At 71.2% G+C, this 20747-nt stretch carries 17 protein-coding genes; 9 read left to right on the top strand and 8 right to left on the bottom strand.

What is annotated here, in order from left to right; translation table 11 throughout:
• Positions 1-100: 100 nt before the first annotated feature.
• On the top strand, positions 101-3469 hold the full coding sequence (locus tag AC4PMY_RS16295; RefSeq protein ID WP_491623207.1) for a glycosyltransferase: 3369 nt from the start codon (positions 101-103) through the stop codon (positions 3467-3469).
• Positions 3459-4898 (top strand): DUF5719 family protein, encoded by a 1440-nt coding sequence (locus AC4PMY_RS16290; protein ID WP_491623206.1) that lies wholly within the window; start codon positions 3459-3461, stop codon positions 4896-4898. The genes AC4PMY_RS16295 and AC4PMY_RS16290 overlap by 11 nt, the downstream gene beginning before the upstream one ends.
• Positions 4899-4914: 16 nt before the next feature.
• Here the strand turns inward: AC4PMY_RS16290 and AC4PMY_RS16285 are convergent, their stop codons facing one another.
• Positions 4915-5352: a metallopeptidase family protein gene (locus AC4PMY_RS16285; protein WP_064295223.1), complete on the bottom strand. Its 438-nt coding sequence runs from the start codon at positions 5350-5352 to the stop codon at positions 4915-4917.
• 95 nt (positions 5353-5447) lie between these two features.
• Here AC4PMY_RS16285 and AC4PMY_RS16280 point away from each other — a divergent pair, with 95 nt between their 5' ends.
• Both AC4PMY_RS16280 and ahcY read left to right on the top strand, forming a co-directional pair.
• Positions 5448-5669, top strand: a complete 222-nt coding sequence (locus AC4PMY_RS16280; protein ID WP_064295224.1) for a DUF3499 family protein — start codon at positions 5448-5450, stop codon at positions 5667-5669.
• Between the two features lie 82 nt (positions 5670-5751).
• Positions 5752-7242: an adenosylhomocysteinase gene (gene ahcY, locus AC4PMY_RS16275; RefSeq protein WP_064295225.1), complete on the top strand. Its 1491-nt coding sequence runs from the start codon at positions 5752-5754 to the stop codon at positions 7240-7242.
• A 22-nt stretch (positions 7243-7264) separates the two neighbouring features.
• Here the strand turns inward: ahcY and AC4PMY_RS16270 are convergent, their stop codons facing one another.
• Complete coding sequence (locus tag AC4PMY_RS16270; protein WP_064295226.1) at positions 7265-8125, bottom strand: RDD family protein; 861 nt, start codon at positions 8123-8125, stop codon at positions 7265-7267.
• Between the two features lie 67 nt (positions 8126-8192).
• On the opposite strand from AC4PMY_RS16270, the gene AC4PMY_RS16265 reads away from it, so the two are divergent.
• Positions 8193-9188 (top strand): stage II sporulation protein M, encoded by a 996-nt coding sequence (locus tag AC4PMY_RS16265; RefSeq protein ID WP_064295227.1) that lies wholly within the window; start codon positions 8193-8195, stop codon positions 9186-9188.
• A 3-nt stretch (positions 9189-9191) separates the two neighbouring features.
• Here the strand turns inward: AC4PMY_RS16265 and AC4PMY_RS16260 are convergent, their stop codons facing one another.
• The gene (locus AC4PMY_RS16260; protein ID WP_056012681.1) at positions 9192-9587 is read right to left on the bottom strand and encodes a DUF5997 family protein; all 396 of its coding nucleotides are present in this window, start codon (positions 9585-9587) and stop codon (positions 9192-9194) included.
• 98 nt (positions 9588-9685) lie between these two features.
• Here AC4PMY_RS16260 and AC4PMY_RS16255 point away from each other — a divergent pair, with 98 nt between their 5' ends.
• Positions 9686-10552, top strand: coding sequence for a LysR family substrate-binding domain-containing protein (locus AC4PMY_RS16255; RefSeq protein WP_064295228.1), 867 nt, complete (start codon positions 9686-9688; stop codon positions 10550-10552).
• 60 nt (positions 10553-10612) lie between these two features.
• Here the strand turns inward: AC4PMY_RS16255 and AC4PMY_RS16250 are convergent, their stop codons facing one another.
• Genes AC4PMY_RS16250 through AC4PMY_RS16230 form a run of 5 tightly spaced genes read right to left on the bottom strand, consistent with a single transcriptional unit; the run spans position 10613 to position 16285 of the window.
• On the bottom strand, positions 10613-11920 hold the full coding sequence (locus AC4PMY_RS16250) for a DUF58 domain-containing protein (protein ID WP_064295229.1): 1308 nt from the start codon (positions 11918-11920) through the stop codon (positions 10613-10615).
• A complete protein-coding gene (locus AC4PMY_RS16245; RefSeq protein ID WP_064295230.1) occupies positions 11921-12910 on the bottom strand; it encodes an AAA family ATPase in 990 nt (329 codons plus the stop codon).
• Positions 12907-14124, bottom strand: a complete 1218-nt coding sequence (locus tag AC4PMY_RS16240) for a DUF4350 domain-containing protein (RefSeq protein ID WP_139205506.1) — start codon at positions 14122-14124, stop codon at positions 12907-12909. Before AC4PMY_RS16240 ends, AC4PMY_RS16245 begins: the two co-directional genes overlap by 4 nt.
• Entirely contained in the window at positions 14121-14789 is a 669-nt protein-coding gene (locus AC4PMY_RS16235) for a DUF4129 domain-containing protein (RefSeq protein ID WP_064295231.1), read from the bottom strand. The genes AC4PMY_RS16240 and AC4PMY_RS16235 overlap by 4 nt, the downstream gene beginning before the upstream one ends.
• A complete protein-coding gene (locus tag AC4PMY_RS16230; protein WP_491623205.1) occupies positions 14786-16285 on the bottom strand; it encodes a DUF7847 domain-containing protein in 1500 nt (499 codons plus the stop codon). The genes AC4PMY_RS16235 and AC4PMY_RS16230 overlap by 4 nt, the downstream gene beginning before the upstream one ends.
• A gap of 163 nt (positions 16286-16448) precedes the next feature.
• On the opposite strand from AC4PMY_RS16230, the gene mtrA reads away from it, so the two are divergent.
• The 3 genes from mtrA to AC4PMY_RS16215 are packed head-to-tail and all read left to right on the top strand — an operon-like array spanning position 16449 to position 20556.
• Complete coding sequence (mtrA, locus tag AC4PMY_RS16225; protein WP_064295232.1) at positions 16449-17132, top strand: MtrAB system response regulator MtrA; 684 nt, start codon at positions 16449-16451, stop codon at positions 17130-17132.
• 6 nt (positions 17133-17138) lie between these two features.
• Complete coding sequence (gene mtrB / locus AC4PMY_RS16220) at positions 17139-18830, top strand: MtrAB system histidine kinase MtrB (protein ID WP_071262479.1); 1692 nt, start codon at positions 17139-17141, stop codon at positions 18828-18830.
• Positions 18823-20556: an LpqB family beta-propeller domain-containing protein gene (locus AC4PMY_RS16215; protein ID WP_491623204.1), complete on the top strand. Its 1734-nt coding sequence runs from the start codon at positions 18823-18825 to the stop codon at positions 20554-20556. The genes mtrB and AC4PMY_RS16215 overlap by 8 nt, the downstream gene beginning before the upstream one ends.
• Positions 20557-20747: the final 191 nt, after the last annotated feature.

Genomic DNA, 20747 nt, shown 5'->3' with positions numbered 1-20747 from the left:
ACGCCGACCGAGCCGCTCCCGGCTCACCGGAACGCCCCCGATTCGGGGCGCGCCCGCTCGGTTCCCGCTCTTCCGGCCGGACCCGCTTAGTCTGAATCCGATGTCTCCCCGAGTAACGGCGATTCTCGTGGTGCGCGACGGCTCAGAGCCGCTCGCACGCACGCTCGACGCCCTCCGTGCCCAGACCCGTCCGGCGGACGGGATCATCGCCGTCGCCACCCGCGCGAGTGAGGCGACGATCGAGGAACTCGGCCGCGTCCCCGGCATGAAGCTCGTGACCTCGACCGAGGATCTCAGCTTCGCGCAGGCCGTGGCCGCCGGCGTCCGCGTCACCGATCAGCCTGAGGACGCCGAGCAGATGCTCTGGTTGCTCTCGGAGGACACGGCTCCCGAGCCAACGGCGCTCGCCGCACTGTTGGGCGCCCTCGAGGTCTCACCGTCCGTCGGTGTGGCCGGTCCGAAGATCCTCGACTGGGACGACGCGTCGTTCCTCCGTCGCTACGGCGAGACGATCACCACCCTCGGTGCGGCGGTCCCGGTGGTCGAGGACGAGCTCGACCAGGCTCAGCACGACACGATGAACGACGTGATGGCGGTCGGTCCGGCCGGCATGCTCGTGCGCCACCAGCTGTGGGACCAGTTGGGAGGCTTCGACCAGGCCCTCGTGGCGGACGACGCCCTCGACTTCTGCATCAGGACCCGCCTCGCGGGCTACCTGGTCGCGGTCGTGCCGACGGCGCGGGTCGCCTCCGCCGGCGAAGGCATCGCCGGGCCCTCCTGGTCGAACCGGCTCGGCGCGCGTCGCCGCCGCCACCGTCAGGCCCGCGCCGCGCAGCTCCACCGCCGTCTCGTCTATGCGCCCGGGATCATGGTCCCGGTGCACTGGCTCAGCCTCGTGCCCCTCGCCATCCTCCGGGTCATCGGCCACTTCGTGAAGAAGCAGCCCGAGCTCGTGCTGGGCGAGCTCTCGGCGGCGTTCGCCGTCGCGTTCTCCGGGACGAAGGTCGGGAGCGCCCGGCGCCAGCTCGCGAAGAACCGGACCTTGGGCTGGTCGAGCATCGCCGGCTTGCGGATGCGACTCGACGAGGTCCGACGCAAACGCGCGCTCGCGCGGGAGGCGACGCAGATCGGCTTCATCGGCGAGGAACGCGACCTTCGCTTCTTCTCCGGCGGAGGCGCCTGGGTCGTCCTCGCGACGGCGGTCATCGGAGCGGCCATCCTCGCTCCGCTCCTCGGGGCCACGTACCTCACCGGCGGAGGGCTCCTCCCGCTCTCGGCGACGGTCGGCGACCTCTGGCAGCACATCGGCTTCGGCTGGCGCGACGTCGGCCTCGGGTTCGTCGGCGCAGCCGACCCGTTCAGCGCTGTCCTCGCGGTACTCGGGAGCATCACCTTCTGGCAGCCCTCGTTCTCGCTGGTCCTGCTCTTCCTGCTCGCGCTCCCGCTCTCGGCGCTCGGCGCCTGGTTCGCCGCCACCCGGCTCACGGAGCGAAGCGGTCCTCGTGCGGTGGCGGCGCTGCTCTGGGCGCTCGCCCCGACGCTCCTGACCGCGCTCGCCGACGGTCGTCCTGCGGCCGTCATCGTCCACGTCCTGCTGCCCTGGCTGTTCTACGCGGGTGTGGTCGCTTCCCGGTCGTGGGCCGCAGCCGGCACGAGCGCCTTCCTCTTCGCCGCGATCGTCGCGAGCTCGCCGTCCCTGGCCCCGGCGTTGCTCGTCATCTGGCTCGTGGCGATGGTCTTCGCCGGTCGGGGAGTCGCGAGGGTGGGACTCGTCCCGATCCCCGCCATCGCGCTGTTCGCCCCGCTCATCTGGCAGCAGGGGATCCATCGCAACAACTGGCTCGGACTCCTCGCGGATCCGGGCGTCGCGACGCCCGCGACCGCGGCTTCCGGCTGGCAACTGTCCCTCGGCTTCCCCGGCGGCAGCCTGGGTGGATGGAGCCAGCTCGGCGCGGCGCTCGGGCTACCGGGTGCTGCTCCCGGCATCGTGGTGCCCGCGCTGCTCGCGCCGCTCGCGATCGTCGCCCTGCTGGCCCTGTTCCTCCCGGGGTCCCGACGGGCCGTCCCGTTGCTCATCGCGGCGTTCCTCGGACTCGTGTCGGCGGTGTTCGCCACGCATCTCCTCCTCGCCTCCGCCGCCGGAACGGCCGTCCCTGTCTGGGCCGGTGCGGCGATCAGCCTGTACTGGCTCGGAATCGTGGGCGCTGCGACCCTCGGCCTCGACCGCATCCCACGGTTCCGGGCGGTTCCGGCGATCGTTATGGTCATCGCCGCCGCGGTGATCGCCCTCCCGCTCGCCCTCGCCCAGCCCCTCGGCACCTCGGTGGTCCGGGAGAGTTCCGGGCGCCAGCTGCCCGCCTACGTGACGGCCGCGACGCAGACCGATCCTCGGCTCGGCACCCTCGTCATCACGCCCGGTGACGACGGCACCATCACCGCAGTCGTCATCCGTGGCCAGGGGGAGACGCTCGACGGCCAGTCCACCATCGCCCAGACGGCCCCCGGCGTGTCCTCGGACGACCGCGTCGTCGCCGAGCTCGCCGGTAACCTCGCGTCGCAGAGCGGACTGGACCCGACGGAGACCCTCGTCGAGCACGGCATCGCCTTCGTGCTGCTGTCGCCGGTCGCCGACGGCGAGGAGCAGACGGTGGCAGGTCAGACCGCCGGTCGTGCGGCGAGTGCGCTCGACGCCAACGCGGCGCTGGTCGCCGTCGGTGACACGACGAGCGGGACGCTCTGGCGCACCGTCGCGGACGTCGGCACCGGCCCCGAACTCCCCACGTCCAACGTGCTCGGCACCCTCATCGGTGTCGGCCTGGGCGTCGTGTTCCTCATCACCCTGCTCCTGAGCATCCCCAACGGCGCATCCCGCGACGGGTACCGCGCGGGATCCCGGAAGCCCGTGAAGCTGAAGGGTCGTGCCGCTCGCAAGGCGGCCGCATCCGGGGTGGCGGTCGCGGTGATCGACGACGAGGCGACCGGCACGTACGACGACGAGCAACCGTCCGCCGATCTCGACGACGAGGCGGAGGGTTCCGAGTCGGCCACCACCGCCGACGCGTCGACACGTCCCTCCAAGCCGCGTTGGTGGCGCCGGGGTCAGGCCTCCGCCGAGGCACCAGCTCCCGCGTCGGCACAGGCCGAAGCAGCCGATGACGCCGTGTCGGTCGATGACGCTGCGTCGACCCCCGACGCCGCGTCGGCCGATGACACCGTCGCTCGCGATGGAACCGGGGCGGTGGTGGAAGACGCCGTCGACCCGGACCCCGACGTGACCGGATCGACGCCGGCCGCCGACGCCGTCGTGGATGCGAACACCACAGCCGACCAGGTCTCCGACGAACCTGCGGTCGCCACGGGGGATGCCGTCGTGTCCGAGGCGGATCCGAGCGACTCGACCGAGACGGCGCCGGATACCGACACCACCCGCCGGGACACCCCTGGAACGGAGCAGCCGCATGCCCAGTAAGCGCGGAGTCGCCATCACCTCCGGTCGGATCGTCACCGGCCTCGTCGGGATCGGGATCGCCGCGGTCACGATCGCAGCGGCCGGGCAACTGCCCCTCCCGACGGTCGAGATCGCCCCTCAGGACATCCGAGTCACCCCGGTGGCCGGCGACCAGTCGGTCGTGTGCCCTGGGCCGCTGCTCGCCCTGGCCCAGGACGCGACGGCCGCCACGGCAGCCGGCTCCTTCGGCCCGGCGAGTGTCGACTTCGGAGCGAACGGGGTGACGCCCACGACGCGTGAGCTGGCCGCACCCGACAACACGAGCGGCGCGGCGGACGGCGGACCCACGGTGATCACCGTCCCCGGCGCGACCGACGGGACGGTGACCCCACTGAGTGGCGCGCAGTCGCAGATCGCCGCCGAAGCCGAAGCCGAGGTCGCCGGTCTGGCGGCCGCCGCCTGCACGCCGGCCTCGGCCGAGAGCTGGCTCGTCGGCGGGTCGAGTGACATCGGTCGCACCACGCTGGTCCTGCTGAGCAATCCGTCGGCCGTCGATGCGAACGTGACCCTCGAGGTCTTCGGTGCTGCCGGGCGGATCGACGCTCCGGGTGCCGCCGGGATCGTCGTCGCCACCGGCACGCAGCGCGTGATCGCCCTCACCGGCCTCGCGCCCAACGAGCCGACCCCCGTCGTGCACGTGTCGAGCGAGGGCGGTCAGGTGGTGGCCGCGCTCCAGCAGAGCACGGTCCGCGTCCTGACCCCCGGCGGCGTGGAGGTCCAGGGGCCGACCGCGTCGCCCTCGACCGACCTCGTCATCCCGGGCGTCGTCGTCACCGCCCCGGCGGCCGCAGGGGCGAGCTCCGACACCGCGTCCGTCGACGACCGGGCCACGGCCCTCAGACTGTTCGCGCCGGGATCCGATGCCGCCGACGTCGTCATCACCGCCACCCGCGAGAACGCGAAGGACGAGCCGATCGTCATCGACGCCACCATCCAGCCGGGCGTTCCCGGCGAGATCGCCCTGGCCGACCTCCCGGCCGGTGAGTTCTCGCTGGAGGTCACCTCGACCCGACCGGTGGTCGCCGCGGCCAGGACGAACTCGCGCGGCGGAACGCTCGAGGATTTCGCCTGGTTCGGAGCGACACCCGCACTCGACGACACCGCGGCCTTCACCGTCCCGACCGGGCCGGGACAGAAGCTCCACGTCTTCAACCCGACCGGCACCGACGCCGAACTCACGTTGACGGGGGCTGACGGCAAGGAGACCACGGCGAAGGTCGGAGCCGGAGCCGCGGTGACGCTCGGCGTCGGCCCGGGTCAGAGTTACGTCCTCGCCGGGGGCGACGGCCTCCACGCCTCGATCAGTCTCGCTGCGGCGGGGCGGCTCACATCACTGCCGGTCACACCGCCGAACCCGCTGGCTGCGCCGATCAGCGTCTACCCGCGGTGACCGCGGCGGCCGCGGGTCAGAGGAACCGGTAGCGTTCCGGCCCGAGGTCCCAGGGGTCCTTGCCGAGGAGCTCGGCGACGGCGCGGAACACGCAGCTCTCCACCATCATGCGCTGATGCAGCTCGTCGTTCCGGTGGAGCTTGCTCATCCGCTGGATGGGCAGCCGGTACAGGATGATCCGTCGGCGTGCTCGGTCGACGAACCAACGGTCGACGCCGTCCGTCCCGGAGTTCTGCGCCGGCATCGCGCCGACCTCGAACCGGACGTCGGCGAGTTCGGCGGGCCAGGCTCCGCGGAGGTAGTCGGCGGTGGTGGCGACCGTCAGGTCGAACTGGTCGATCCGGGTGTCGATCGGTGGCACGTCCGGTCCGACGACGCTCGAACGACCGTTGCGACCGTGCCGTGATCGGCGGCGCGAGAGGGCGCCTCGCGTCTCCTCGTCAGCCTGCGCCATGCGTCCAGTCTAGGTGTCGTCGGCGGCCCGGTTCAGACCCGCTCGACCGGCGAGCCGGACGGTGCCGCCGGCGCCGCCGGGCTACGCTGGGGCAAATGGTGGACAGGATGTGTTCGAAGGTCGGCTGCTCGCGCGAGCCCGTAGCGACGCTGACTTATGACTACCGTGACTCGATGGCCGTCCTCGGGCCGCTGAGCATCGAGAAGAGTCCACACAGCTACGACCTCTGCTCCATCCATGCCGTACGGCTGAGCGTGCCGCAGGGCTGGAGCGTCGTGAAGCACAGCGTCCTCGGCGACGTCGGCTACGGCTCCTGACCAGCGGCATCCCACCGCGCCTTGCCGATCTCGGGGCCGACATGAAGGTCCACGACGCGTGACGGTCTGCGAGAATGGCGTCATGAGTTCTTCCGCACCGTCTGCCCCCACGACCACCCTGCCCTACAAGGTGGCCGACCTGTCGCTCGCCGAGGCCGGCCGACACCAGCTCCGCCTCGCCGAGAACGAGATGCCCGGCCTGATGGCCCTCCGCGAGGAGTTCGGCGCGAGCCAGCCCCTCGCCGGCGCCCGTATTGCCGGTTCGCTGCACATGACGGTGCAGACCGCGGTGCTCATCGAGACACTCGTCGCGCTCGGCGCCCAGGTGCGCTGGGCGAGCTGCAACATCTTCTCGACCCAGGACGAGGCGGCGGCCGCTGTCGCCGTCGGTCCGCACGGGACCGTCGAGGCACCGGCCGGTGTGCCGGTCTTCGCCTGGAAGGGCGAGACGCTCGAGGAGTACTGGTGGTGCACCGAGCAGATCTTCGACTGGTCGACCGAAGCGGCCACGGCCGGAGCCGAGTGGACCGGCCCCAACCTCATCCTCGACGACGGTGGCGACGCGAGCATGCTCGTCCACCAGGGCCGTCGGTTCGAGCTGGCTGGAGCGGTCCCCGACACGACCGACGCCGACAGCCACGAGTACAGCATCGTCCTCGACGTGCTCCGCCGTTCGCTCGCCGGCAGCAGCGACCGCTGGACGAAGGTCGCCGCCGACATCCTCGGCGTGACCGAGGAGACCACCACCGGTGTCCACCGCCTCTACGAGCTGGCGAAGCAGGGTGAGCTGCTGTTCCCCGCGATCAACGTGAACGACTCGGTCACGAAGAGCAAGTTCGACAACAAGTACGGCATCCGGCACTCGCTGCCGGACGGCCTCAACCGCGCGACCGACGTGCTCATCGGTGGCAAGGTCGTCTTCGTCGCGGGCTACGGCGACGTCGGGAAGGGCGCGGCCGAGGCCCTCCGCGGCCAGGGCGCTCGGGTCATCGTCTCCGAGGTCGACCCGATCTGCGCCCTCCAAGCGTCGATGGACGGCTTCCAGGTCGCGACCCTCGAGAGCGTCGCCGAGCAGGTCGACATCATCGTGACGTGCACCGGCAACTTCAACGTCGTCACCCTCGACCACATCCTCGCGCTCAAGCACCTCGCGATCGTCTCGAACGTCGGGCACTTCGACAACGAGATCGACATGGCCTCGCTCGAGGCGCTCGAGGGCGCCGAGAAGATCGAGATCAAGCCCCAGGTCCACGAGTGGCGCCTCCCCACGGGGCGCAGCGTCCTCGTGCTCAGCGAGGGACGCCTCATGAACCTCGGGAACGCGACGGGGCACCCCTCGTTCGTGATGAGCAACTCCTTCACGAACCAGGTGCTCGCACAGCTCGAGCTCTGGACGCGGATCGAGGAGTACCCGATCGGCGTGTACGTGCTGCCGAAGCACCTCGACGAGAAGGTCGCTCGCCTGCACCTCGACGCGCTCGGCGTGCAGCTGACGACGCTCACGGGCGAGCAGGCCGACTACATCGGTGTGCCGGTCGAGGGCCCGTACAAGGTCGACCACTACCGCTACTAGGCGGTGTCGCCGGTTCCCCGCCTCAGCGGTCGGGGAACCGGTGCGGCTGACCGCTCAGCACCGGCTGGAGGAGCGACAGTCGCTGACGGGCCGCGAGCTGGGCCTGGTACTCGCGCTCCCGGCGGATGACGGCGACCCCGACGAGGAACGCCTCCGGCGGAGCGATCGGCAGGGGCGACACGAATCGGGACACCTCTGCCGCGAGTTCGGCCGCCAATCGGGTCCTCGTGGCCGGGGTGAGCGAGCCGGCCTGCTTGAGGAACTGGGTGACGCGCCGCGCCAGCGGGTCGGGCAGTCGGGCGACGTCCGCACCGCCGGCCCAGGCGGCGAGCTGCGGCGGGATCATCGCCACGGGCTCCACCACCCGCGGCAGACGCTCACGTTGGCTGTAGGTCCCGGCGAGCACGTCGCCCAGGCGCTTCGAGCGAGCACTGAGCAGGCCGGTGAGTGCGGCGATGCCGCCAGCTGTGGCGTAGATCTCGAAGTACCCGGTGAGCGCACGGATGAACGCGTGCCGGAAGCCGGGTGCACCCCCGTCGTCTCGGACGATCCGCGCACCGACGACCAGTCTGCCGAGCGACCGTCCGCGGGTGGCGATCTCGACCGCTGCCGGCAGGACGACGAGGCAGAGCACCGTCAGGCCGAGCACGATGGCGGTGAACATCGCGGTGTCCATGGCGACTCCCGACAGGATCCAGGAGAACATCGCGAGCATGAGGCCGACGAACACGAGGATCGACACTACGTAGTCGATGATGGCACCCGCCGCGCGCAGGATGAATCCGGTGGGCCGCACGTCGAGGGCGACCGCCTCGCCGGTGATGAGCTCGGTGCCGTCGTCCAGCGTCGTCTCGTGCAGCGGGACCCTGGCCGGTTCGGACATGTGCTCCATTCAAGCAGATGCGCGGGGGACCGGCCATGGAGCGCCGCCACCGCGTAGCATGGCTGCGATGGACCTCGACGCCTACTCCGCAGCCCACCGCCAGGAATGGGACCGCCTCGACGCGCTCGGCAAGCAGCGGTTCTTCAGCGGGCCTGAGGCCGATGAGTTGATCGACCGCTATCAAGCCGGGGCGACCCAGCTCTCCGCGATCAAGACGACGGCCGGATCGACGCTCGTCGGCGACCGTCTCTCGGTGTCGCTGTCGCGGGCACGCCTCCGGTTCACCGGGGCCAGTGCGAACGTGTTGTCGAGTGTCCCGCGGTTCTTCGTCCTGGCGCTGCCGGCCGCGCTCTACCGGGTCCGGTGGGTGACCCTCGCGGTAGCGGTCGCGACCGTCGTCATCGCGACCCTGTACGCCGTGTGGATCGCCGGCAACCCACAGGTCCTCGCGAACCTCGGTACCGACGCCCAGCTCAAGCAGTACGTCGAGGACGACTTCGTCGCCTACTACTCCGACAACCCGGCCGCGAGCTTCGCCGGCCAGGTGTGGACCAACAACGCGTGGATCGCAGCGCAATGCGTGGCGTTCGGTATCAGCGGCGTCTGGGTCCCGTACATCATCGTCACCAACGCCCAGGGGGTCGGGCAGGCCGCGGGCGTCATGTTCGCCTACGGCAAGGGCGACGTGTTCTTCGAGTACATCCTCCCGCACGGCATGCTCGAGCTCACGGCGGTGTTCGTCGCGGCAGCGGCGGGTCTCCGCATCTTCTGGGCCTGGGTGGCACCAGGGCCACGGACGAGGGGCCAGGCGCTTGCCGAGGAGGGCCGAGCGCTGTTCACGATCGCCATCGGGCTGGTGATCGTGCTCTTCGTCTCGGGGCTCGTCGAGGGCTTCGTGACGCCGGCACCGTGGCCGTGGGCGGTCAAGATGCTCATCGGCGGGGGAGCGCTCGCCGCGTTCCTGACCTACATGTGCTGGTGGGGCGGTCGCGCGTACCGCTCGGGTGAGCGCGGCGACCTGGCTGCGTTCGAGGCCGGCGCGAAGCGGATCGTCGCCGGCTGACGGTTACTCGCCGGCTTCGGATCGTGCGCGGCGCTCGGCGTTCCTGGCGTTGACCCGGGCGTTCTCGGCGTTCACCTCGGCGTGGACGGCACGCTCCTGCACGAGCCAGGCGGGCAGCGTGCGGAGCAGCTCCTGGATCTGTTCGGTGGTCAACGCCTCGGTGATCTCGGCGCGAGCCAGACCGGAGGTCGACACGCCCAGCTTGCGGGCGACGACGTCGCGCGGGTGCGGTCCGTTCTTGCGGAGCTCGACGAGCCAGTCCGCCGGGTTCGCCTGCAGTTCGAGGAACGCCGACCGCGTGATCGGCTCCTCCTGGAACGACGCCGGGGTCGCCGGCAGGTAGACCCCGAGCTTCTTCGCCGCGGTCGCCGGTTTCATGATCTGTTCGCTCGCACCCATCCGCTCAGCGTACCTCGCTGCGGTGTCCTCGCCCAACCGGCCGGATCACCCGTCGACTGAGCTGCAGTAGTGTGGCAAGCCGAGCAGTGGAGGCTTCGATGGACAGGCAGGACGACCAGGTCGACGGGATCGAGGTCGGCGACGACGGGATCGGCGCCGACACGGTGCCGGAGATCGTTCCGCCGGCGCTGACCGTCGCCTACGCACGCGGCGTGAACCCGGGGAAGTGGGCGCGCATCTGGAGCGAGCGCCGTCCGGACGACGAACTCCGCCTGATCCGGGTGGACCTCGACGAGCAGCGAGCGGTCCTGGCCTCCGGTGCGGCGGACGTCGTGCTCGCCCGGGTCCCGATCGACCATGACGGGCTGAACACGATCGCCCTGTTCGAGGAGCTCCCCGTCGTCGTCTTCGCCAAGGGCGCTGCCCTCGGAGCCGAGGACACGGTCGGGATGGCCGCGCTCGCCGACGAGCAGCTGATCATGACGCCGCTCGTCCTCGAGTGGGCCGAACGTGCCGCCGCGCTCGGGTTCGAGGCCTCGGCGGCGCCGTTGACCGACGACCCGGAGGCCGCGGTCGAGCTGGCCGCGTCCGAGGTCGGAATCGTCGTGGTCCCGCAGTCGGTCGCGCGACTGCACCAGCGGAAGGACGTGGAGTACCGTCCGATCGCCGATCTTCCATCCATCCCGGTCGTGCTGGTGTGGCCTCAGGACCGCGAGGACGAAGCCGTGGAGGAGTTCATCGGCATCGTGCGCGGACGCACGGCCAACAGTTCGCGACGGTCCGCCCCGACCGAGCAGGCCGCCGCTCCTGCACCGCAGCAGGCCGCGAGACGACGGAAGAAGCCGAAGGCCGGCTCGACCCAGGGCACCGCCGCCGGGACGAGCCGGGGCGCCCAGCTCGCCGCGCGGAAGGCCAAGCAGGAGGAGCTCGCCCGGGAACGCCGCAAGAAGCGCAAGGGCCGCTGATCCGTTCTCCCGGGTCCCGCCGGCACGCGGAGGGACCCCGTCGATCGGCGACGGATCGGGTCAGAGTCGACCGGAGGCCTTGAGCGCGATGTAGGCGTCGGCGAGCGCCGGAGGCAGGGTCTCGGGTGAACCGGTGACGACGTCGGCCCCGAGCTGTCTGATCGCCGCCGACACGCGTTCGATGTCGAGCAGGGCGCGTTCGGCCGCAGCGGCGCGGTACACGGTCTCGCGGTCGCCGCGGTCGCGCGTGGCCTCGAGGGTCGCCGGGTCGACGACGCTCGTCACGACCACCGTGTGGCGCTGTGTGAGCTGGGGGAGGACGGCGAGGAGCCCGCGCGCGGCCCCGGGGGCGTCGATCGAGGTCTGCAGGACGACGAGGGCGCGCTGGTTCGTGATCTGTCTGACCTGGCCGGGGACGGCGTCCCAGTCGGTCTCGATGAGTTCCGGGTCGACGAGCGCCATCGCGTCGACCATCCTCGAGAGGAGTTCGGCACCGGTCGCGCCCTGGACGCGACCACGCACCCGCCGGTCGTAGGCGAGATAGTCGATGCGGTCCCCGGCTCTCGTGGCGAGGGCGGCCAACAGGAGCGCGGCTTCGAACGCCGTGTCGATGCGCGGCTCATCGGCGATGCGGGCAGCCGAAGTGCGGCCGGTGTCGGTGACGATGACGACCCGGCGGTCACGCTCGGGCCGCCAGGTGCGGATCATGACGTCGCCGCGTCGTGCCGTGGCACGCCAGTCGATCGAACGCACGTCGTCACCTCGCACGTATTCGCGGAGGGAGTCGAACTCGGTGCCCTGACCGCGGACCATGACGCTCGTCGCGCCGTCGAGCTCGCGGAGGCGTGCGATCCGGCTCGGGAGGTGCTTCCGGGAAGTGAACGCCGGCAGGACCCGGAGGTGCCCGGTGCTGTTCAGCGTCGCCTGTCGAGCGAGGAGACCGAGCGGACCGAACGACCGCACCGTGACCTGGGACACCCGTCGCTCGCCCCGACGGAACGGGGTGAGCACCAGGCTGAGGCTCCGCCGCTCACCGGGCGGGAGGTCGACGCGGAGCCGCTCGGTGGGCGCGCCGGCCGATGGCTGCCAGGCGTCGCGCACCAGCGCCCGGACGCGGCGACCTCCGCGGTTCGTCAGGAAGAGGGTGCTCGTCGCCGAGTCACCGAGCCTGACCCGGGACGGCAGCTGCCGCTGCAGGACGATGTCACGAGGCGAACCGGCGACCGCGAGGTCGAGCGCTCCGAGCGCGGCGGCGAGCACGAGCCACGCGATGAACGCCGGAGCTGCGTCGCCCGTGAGCACGCCGAGCACCACGATCGGCACGATGCCGAACGCGACGAGCGCGACGAACCTCCCGGTGACGGCCATCTAGATGGGCACCTGCACCTGCTGCATGATCGAACGCAGGATCGCGTCGACCGAGACACCCTCGAGCTCGGCCTCGGGCCGCAGCTGCATGCGGTGGCGCCACACCGGGAGGACCATCGTCTGCACGTGGTCGGGGGTGATCGACTGGTAGCCGCTCAGCCAGGCCCAGGCCTTCGCCGCGGCGAGGAGGGCGGTCGTCCCTCGCGGGCTGACCCCGAGCCGGACGGACGGGCTGCGCCGCGTGGCGCGTGCGAGGTCGACGATGTAGGCGAGGACGTCGGCGCTGGCACCCACGCGTCCGACCTCGAGCTGCGCCGCCCGCAGATCGGCCGCGCCCATGACCGGGCGGACGCCCGCAGCCGTGAGGTCGCGTGGGCTGAACCCGGCGGAATGCCGTCGGAGCACCTCCACCTCGACGTCGCGTTCGGGCACGTCGAGGACGAGCTTCAGCAGGAAGCGGTCGAGCTGCGCCTCGGGGAGCGTGTAGGTGCCCTCGTACTCGATCGGGTTCTGCGTGGCGGCCACGATGAACGGGTCCGGGAGTGGGAGCGAACGGCCGTCGACGCTGACCTGGCGCTCCTCCATCGCCTCCAGCAGGGCGGACTGGGTCTTCGGGGGTGTGCGGTTGATCTCGTCGGCCAGCAGGATGTTCGTGAACACCGGGCCCTCGCGGAACTCGAACTCCCCGGTCTTGGCGTCGTAGACGAGGGAGCCCGTGACGTCGCCGGGCATGAGGTCGGGCGTGAACTGCACACGCTTCGTGTCCAGACTGAGCGCGTGGCTGAGTGATCGGACGAGCAGCGTCTTCGCGACGCCGGGCACACCCTCGAGGAGCGCGTGGCCCTTGGCGAGGAGCGCGATGACGAGCCCGGTGACGGCGGCGTCCTGACCCACCACGGCCTTGCCGACCTCGACGCGGACCTGGGCGAGTGCTCGCCGGAGGTCGTCCGGGTTCGGTGCGGTGGATCCTGGCACGGGGGCGTCGGTCATGGATGGTTCCTTCCGGTGAGGTCCGTGGCGCGCGCGACGGCGGCTTCGAGATCGAGCAGGTGATCGGACAGGGAGACGAGCTCGGCGTCGCTCGTCGGTACGGCGTCGAGCAGGACGGACCGCACGTGCCGAGGGTCGAGTCCGGCGAGTCCGGCGACCGTGTCGGCGACCTCGACGACCGAGGCGTGGCGGGAGAGGCCTGCGGCGACCGCGAGGCGGGACACGGTACCGATCCGCAGCGCGTCCAGCGCCCGCTGACGGTTGCCGGACCGCTGGTAGAGGCGTGCGCGCCCCTCCATCGTCTCGCTCGCGCGGACCGCGACGGGCAGGTCCTCGATGACGAGCGGGCCGAAGCGGCGCCCGCGCCAGAACATGGCCAGGATCGCCGTGATGACGACGGTGCCGGTGACCCCGGCGACCCAGCTCGGCGTCAGCGCGTCGAGGCTCGGGGGGCCGGTGACGGGCACGTCGGCGAGGCTCGGCAGGTACCAGATCAACTGCTCGGTCGAGCCGAGCAGGCCGAGCGCGAGGGCGGCGTTCCCCGCACGGTCGACGACGTCGTTCGTCAGCGCGTCGGCCGAGCCGAGGAGCACCCGTGCGCCGTCCGCCTGCGTCACGACCGCGCTCCCGCCGCTGTCGGCCGTGAAGCAGCCGTCGGCGTCGGCGTCGGTGGTCGTGTACAGCGTCCAGCCACCGGTGACCGTCCCCGCCCGCTCGGCGGTGGGGTCGCCGCAGTCGGACGAGAGGACGTCGGTGGCATCCGAGCTGCCCGCGAACGAGACGCCGGGGAACAGGGTGCGGAGCGCCGCGGCCCGGGGGGTGACGACGACGAGTCCGGCGTCGGCGTCGCCCAACCGCTCGAGCTGCGAGGCCTCGAGCAGCCCGCTGGGATCGAACAGGAGGACGGTGCTGTCGGTGTCCTCGACCGCCTCGAGCGTCGCATCGAGCGTGGTCGTCTCCGTCACGGTGACGCCCTCCTGACGGAGCACCTGCGCGAGCGCGCGTCCGCCGTTCGGGGTCTGGTTGCCCGGACTGAGCAGCGCCGCGTCGATCGACGCGCCTCGCGTCGCGAACATGAGCACGAGGGCGATCCCGACCGCGAAGACCGCCGCGATGATCCAGAACCGGTTCCGTCGCAGCCGGGTCCGCAGCCGTGGTGTGGCGACGTCGGGCTCGGGCTGCCCATGCCCCGTGGGCTTCGCCGTGAGCGTCACCGGACCAGCTCCTCGGGGTCGGCGAGGAGCTGCGGCGCGGCGACGGAGAGCCGCGCGTCGAGCGCTTCGAGCTCCCGGTACTGCGCCTCGGTACCCGTCGCCTCGAGGTAGCGGACGGCGTCGAAGACGTCCGCGGCCTCCGCGAGCGCGCGCCCGTCCTGCGGGAACGCGGCCGCCGCCCGGGCGGCGAAACTGTGCGCCGTCGTGCCGGGGGTGACCACGACGATCGTCCGCTCGGACAGTCCGCGAGCGATCGCCCGATACAGCTCCTGGAGCGCGAGGGTCCAGTCGCCGGCCGCGGCGGCGGTCCTCGCGTCCTGGCGCAACCGCTCGGCGGTCCGATCGTCGCGTTCGCCGAAGAGGTCGAGCTGACGGGCGCTCCGCCGGTTGAGGCGGGGGACGCCCCACACGATGAACGCGATGACGATCCCGACGACGACCACGGTCATCGCGATGATCGGGAACAGGCCCGTGAAGGGGCCCTCACCCGGCACCCGGAGGGAGTTCACCCAGTCCCAGAACGCCTTCGACACGATGTCCCACAACGACGGTTGCGCCGTCTGGTACTCGGGCTTCGACAGCTCACGCTGCAAAAGGTCCCGGGCGCCCGGTGCATCCGGGACGAGCGGGACGTCGAGGCGCGACGCGAGGAACAGCGGGCTCATCGGGTCGCTTTGCCTCCGGCAGCGGCGGCGTCGAAGGGGTTGTCGACCGTCTCGCGGCCGCCCGCGCGTGCCTCGACGAACCGCGCGAGGTCGAGGTCGAGCCCCTCCTTGCGCATCCGCAGGTCCACATAGATGACCGCCGACGTGGCACTGATGACGACGACCGTGATCGCGCCGATGATGACGGAGACGAGCAATGACAGGCCCTGCGCGGCGATGGTGGCGACGATCATGGTCGCCTCCGAGTCCACCCCGACGAACAGCACGGGGACGAGACTCGCGAGCAGGCTGATCGGGGTCGCGACGACCTGCGACGCGACACTGACGACCGAGGAGACGAGGAACTGGACGCCGAAGGTCCGCCAGAAGTAGCCGTCGGTCAGGCGCCAGGAGCGAGCGAGCGAGGGGAACACCTTGCCGTTCTCGAGGACGATGATGCTCGGTGTGAGGGAGAACTTCGTCCCGAGCCACACGGAAGCGGCGATCAGGACGAGCAGGGCGCCGATGCCCATGACCACCGTCAGGACCACGCCCGTGGTCCCGCCGAGACCGGTCAGCACGAATCCGAGGCCCACGGCGACGGCGATGAACACCGTCACGACACCGATCAGGAGGAAGGTGTAGCCGATGAGCGGCAGGAATCGCGCTTTCGTGCGTCGCCAGAGCACGCCGAGTGGCAGCTTCTCGCCGAGGGTGCCGCGAGCGACCTCTTGCGCGATGATGCCCTGCAGGATCGCGCTGCCGGCGATCGAGACCGCCACCGGGATGAGGAAGGACAGGATGATGGCCGTGATGGCCCCGGCGCTGATGGCGTCCTCCTCGCCAGGGGCCGCCTGCGACAGCCGGCTCAGCGAGAGCCAGGTGACGACGCCGACGATGACGAGGGAGAGGACGGCGGTGAGACCCTGCAGCAGCAGGGCGCTCCCGAACGTCGCCTTCGGGTTGCGGCGCAGCACGAGGAAGGGCGCGCCGAACAGGTCGCTGAAGGACAGCGGCCGGAGCGGGATGAGCCCCGGCTTCGGCGGTGGTGCCCATCCCTGCTGGGGACCCGGGGCCCAGGACGCACCGGTCGCGTAGGGATTCGCGTCGTAGGCGGCGGTCGGAGCCGAGGGAGGGGTCCCGTACCCGGGCTGCTGAGCCTGGGGGTACGGCTTGGTGTACTGGGGCGGGACCTGCTGCGGATACGGCTGCTGGCCGTATCCCGGCTGTGGGTACGCCGCCTGCGCCGGATACCCGGGCTGCTGCGGGTATCCCTGCTGCGGCGGGTACCCGGGCTGCTGCGGGTATCCCTGCTGCGGCGGATAGCCGGGTTGCTGTGGGGCTCCCTGTGGGACTAGCGGCGGAGAGCCGGGCTGCTGCGGATACCCCTGCTGCGGTGGGGACGGCTGCGGTGTCGCCTGCTCCGGCGCCACCGGCTGCTGTGGCCCCTGCGGCGTCGCCCACGGGTTCGGATCCTGATCGCCCATCTCGCCCCCGGCTCGCTGTTCCGTGTCCATCAGCAACACCCCCTCGCCGTCTCGAACCCTTCCATGTTGTCACACCGAGCCTGCCCGCGACCGGCGGTTCGGCGGTTCTCCTGGACACTTCGACTACGCTGAGGCGAGACGTAAGGACACCGGTCAGGCAGCGCGGCCGGCCGGTCACACCCGAGACGGAGCTATGAACGCACGCATTCTCGTCGTCGACGACGACACCGCACTCGCCGAGATGATCGGCATCGTGCTGCGCACCGAGGGCTTCGAGCCGTCGTTCTGCGCGGACGGCGGCGGCGCGCTCCAGGCGTTCCGCGACACCAAGCCCGACCTCGTCCTCCTCGACCTCATGCTCCCGGGGATCGACGGGATCGAGGTGTGTCGCCTGATCCGCCAGGAGTCCGGCGTCCCGGTCATCATGCTGACCGCGAAGTCCGACACCGCGGACGTGGTGAAGGGGCTCGAGTCCGGCGCCGACGACTACATGGTGAAGCCGTTCAACCCGAAGGAGCTCGTCGCCCGGATCCGCACGCGGCTGCGCGCGCCGGCCGCGGACCTCGCGGAGACCCTCCGCATCGGCGACCTCACCGTGGACGTCGCCGGCCACGAGGTCCGTCGCGCCGACGGCGTCATCGGGCTCACACCGCTGGAGTTCGACCTCCTCCTCGCGCTCGCGAGCAAACCGCAGCAGGTCTTCACCCGCGAGATGCTGCTCGAACAGGTCTGGGGATACCACTACAAGGCCGACACCCGGCTCGTGAACGTCCACGTGCAGCGGCTCCGCGCCAAGGTCGAGGAAGACCCCGACAACCCGAAGATCGTCATGACGGTGCGTGGCGTCGGGTACCGCGCCGGCGCGGTCACCGGCTGATCCGACATGGCCTCCCGACTCGCCGGCTGGGCGGCCGACTGGCGGCTGTGGCGGAGGTGGCCGCAGCAGGTGCGCTCCCAGTGGCGGCGCTCGCTGCAGTTCCGGACGGTCGCGATCACGGTCGGCCTCTCCGGACTCGCCATCCTCCTGACCGGTGCCTACCTCTCGTTCAGCATCGGCAACGACCTCTTCCAATCCCGGCTGCAGCAGGCGCTCGGAGGCTCCGGTCGCGCCATCGCTTCGGCGCAGAGCATCCTCGACGCGTCCGACGCCAGCGAGCGGGTCGCCCTGCAGCAGCTCATGGGGACCGTGCGGACCGATCTCCAGACGACCTCCGGCAGCAGCCTCATCGCCGCCTACCGAGCACCGGGCCAGGACTTCAGTCAGGTCACGCCCCCGGGCTTCGAATCGCCGGGGCTCGGCGGCGGTGTCATCTCCGACGCGCTGACCGAGGCGGTCCGGGCCGACCCGGACACCCTCCAGTGGCAGTCGGTCACCCTCACCGCGTCCGACGGCTCGTCGACGGCCGGCATCGTGGTGGGCTCGGAGGTCTCGATGCCGACCGCGGGGTCGTACGAGATCTACCTCGGCTACGATCTGAGCGACTCGGAGCAGACACTCGGCTTCGTGCAACGGACGCTCTTCGTCGCGGGCGTCGGCCTCATGATCCTCGTCGGTGGTGCCGCGTGGTTCATCGTCCGCTTCGTCGCGACACCGATCCGGTTCGCCGCCGAGACGAGTCAACGTCTCGCCGGCGGTGACCTGGACGTGCGGATGCCCGAGAAGGGCGAGGACGAGCTCGCCATCCTCGCCCGCTCCTTCAACGGGATGGCCGCCAGCATGCAGAAGCAGATCAAGGAACTCGCGGAGCTCTCGCTCGTGCAGCAACGGTTCGTCTCGGACGTCTCGCACGAGCTGCGCACGCCCCTGACGACCATCCGCCTGGCCGGCGACGTGCTCTACGACCAGCGCGACTCCTTCCCACCGGCCACCGAGCGGACGGCCGAGCTCCTCCACGACCAGGTCGGGCGGTTCGAGATCCTGCTGGCCGACCTGCTGGAGATCAGCCGCTACGACGCGGGCAGCATCGAACTCGAATTGGAACCGACGAGTCTCGTCCATCTCGCCGAAGAGGTCGTGGAGGAGCTCCGCCCGCTCGCGGAGCCCACCGGTTCGGACCTCCGGATCGTCGCACCGGGTGGCTACTCTGCGGTCCCGATGGACCCGCGGCGTATCCGGCGGATCGTGCGCAACCTCGTCGGCAACGCCATCGAGCACGGCGAGGGCAAACCGATCGTGGTGTCGGTGGACAGCAACGAGTCCTCGGTCGCGATCGCGGTGCGCGACTACGGCCAGGGCATGACGCGCGAGGCGACCGAGCGCGTGTTCGACCGCTTCTGGCGCGCGGACCCGTCGCGCAAGCGCACCATCGGCGGGACCGGGCTCGGGCTCGCGATCTCCCTCGAGGACGCGGTCCTGCACGAGGGGTGGCTGGAGGTCTGGTCGGAGCCCGCCGCCGGCTCGTCCTTCCGCCTCACCATCCCGCGCGAACCCGGGACGGAGATCGTCCGCTCGCCCATCAGCCTGCCGCCCGACGATGCGATCGAGTCCATCGTCGACGAGCTCACCGCGCCGACGACCCGCTCACTCCCGACCGTGCGATCGACGGACGACGACAAGGAGGATGCTCATGGTTGACGTCCCCGCACGATCGCCGAGACGACGGTCCGCAGTACGTCGGATCGCTGCGGCGGCGCTGCCGATGCTCCTCGCGGTGGTGCTCAGCGCCTGCGTGGGCATCCCGAGGGGTGGCTCCGTGCAGGACGGCGGCACGGTCGAGGGGGACGGCGGCGACGTCGACGTCAACTTCATCGCGCCGGGCCCCGCCGAGGGGGCGACGCCGGAGCAGATCCTCCGGGGCTTCATCGACGCCGCCGCAAGCCCGCAGAACAACTACGAGATCGCGCGGGAGTTCCTCGCACCGGCGCTCCGGTCCGACTGGGATCCCGACGCCGGAGTGACCATCGACCAGGGCGGCCGCACGTTCGCCCCGGTCGCCGACACGGTGCAACTCACCGTCAGCCCCGTCGCGGCGGTCGACGATCGGGGTGAGTACCGCGAATCGGGGAACTCGTCGCCGCTCAGCTGGACCTACTCCTTCGAGCAGGTGCGGGGGGAGTGGCGGATCGCGGCTGCTCCGCCGGGCATCGTCCTCGAGTCCTCGACGTTCGCCGACGTCTTCGCGGCCTACTCCCTGAGCTACTTCGACCCGAGTTTCACCCGACTCGTCCCCGACCAGCGCTGGTTCCCCTCGCGAGCGTCGACCGCGACGAGGATCGTCGGGGCGCTCCTCGACGGACCGGCCGAATGGTTGAAGGGTGCGGTGGCGACGGCGTTCCCCGAGGGGACCTCGCTCACGAGTGACGCCGTTCCGGTCGAGGCAGGGACCGCGCGCGTGGACCTGACCAAACCGGCCCTGCAGGCGGACGCGGTCACCCTTCAGCGGATGCAGCTCCAACTGAGCAGCAGCCTGGTGCAGCTGTCGGGCAGCGTCGGCGGGGTCGCCGCCGTCTCGAACGTCGCGATCACCGTCGTGGGCAACTCCACGCAGATGGTCTCGCCGCTGTCGCTCGCCGCACCACGGGTCGACCCCCGGGCACTCGTCCAGCGCGGGGACGAGTTCGGCTTCGCCTCGGGGAACCGGCTCGAGGCCGTGCCGGGGATATCTGCGGCGGTCGTGGCGGCCGGGGCCGACGCGGCCGTGTTGTCCGCCGACCATGACCAGGCCGCGGTCCGTTCCGCCGCCGGCGTCACGGTGATCCAGGCGGACGGCGACGTCCGGCTCGTCGACAACCGCCCGGGCCTCCTCCCGCCGACGATGGACCCGTTCGGCTTCACCTGGACGGTCCCGGCGACGGCGCCGTCCGCACTGCTCGCGCACGACGCCGCGGGTGGCACGGTGCAGGTCGCGACGAGTTGGACCGGCGCGTCCACGATCGATTCGATCCAGGTGTCCCGGGAGGGTACGCGCCTCGTCGCGCTGCTCAGGGACGGGACGCAGTCGCGGCTCGTGGCCGCCGCGATCATCCGCGGTGACCGGAACGCGCCGTTGCGACTCGGCGACCCCGTGGAGCTCCGGGTGATGTCCACGGAGGCGACGACCGTCACCTGGGTCGACGACATCACGGTCGCCGTCCTGCTGGGCGGCGGTGACGGGACGACGATCGTCACGCAGCAGATCGGCGGCCGCTCCGCGCCCGTGCCCAAGCTGGCGGACGTCACGAACCTGGTCGGGGGCAACGGGCCGACGCAACTGCGTGCCCTCACGAGTGACGGCCGGCTGCTGTTGCCCCGTGGATCGAGCTGGCAGGAGGCGGGCAGCGACGTCCGGTTCATCGCGACCCAGCTGGGGTCGCCGGACTGAGTGAGCGCGCTCCACAGCGCGTCCGGAGTCCCGGAGCCGTCTGCGTCTCGGACGATGCGCCACCGGACGCGCTGCGTGGGCGCGACCATCGGATGATGCGATCCTCGTCGAGTCGAAGTGCGCCCCTCGCTCATGTCCGCGAAGCCTGCCTGGACGCGTGGGCCCTGCTGGTCCCGGTCACGTGCGCCGGA

Source organism: Plantibacter sp. MDV22-iso1, assembly GCF_058408345.1.
The sequence above is the reverse complement of the archived record's forward strand: the minus strand, read 5'-3'. Positions and strand labels throughout refer to the sequence as shown.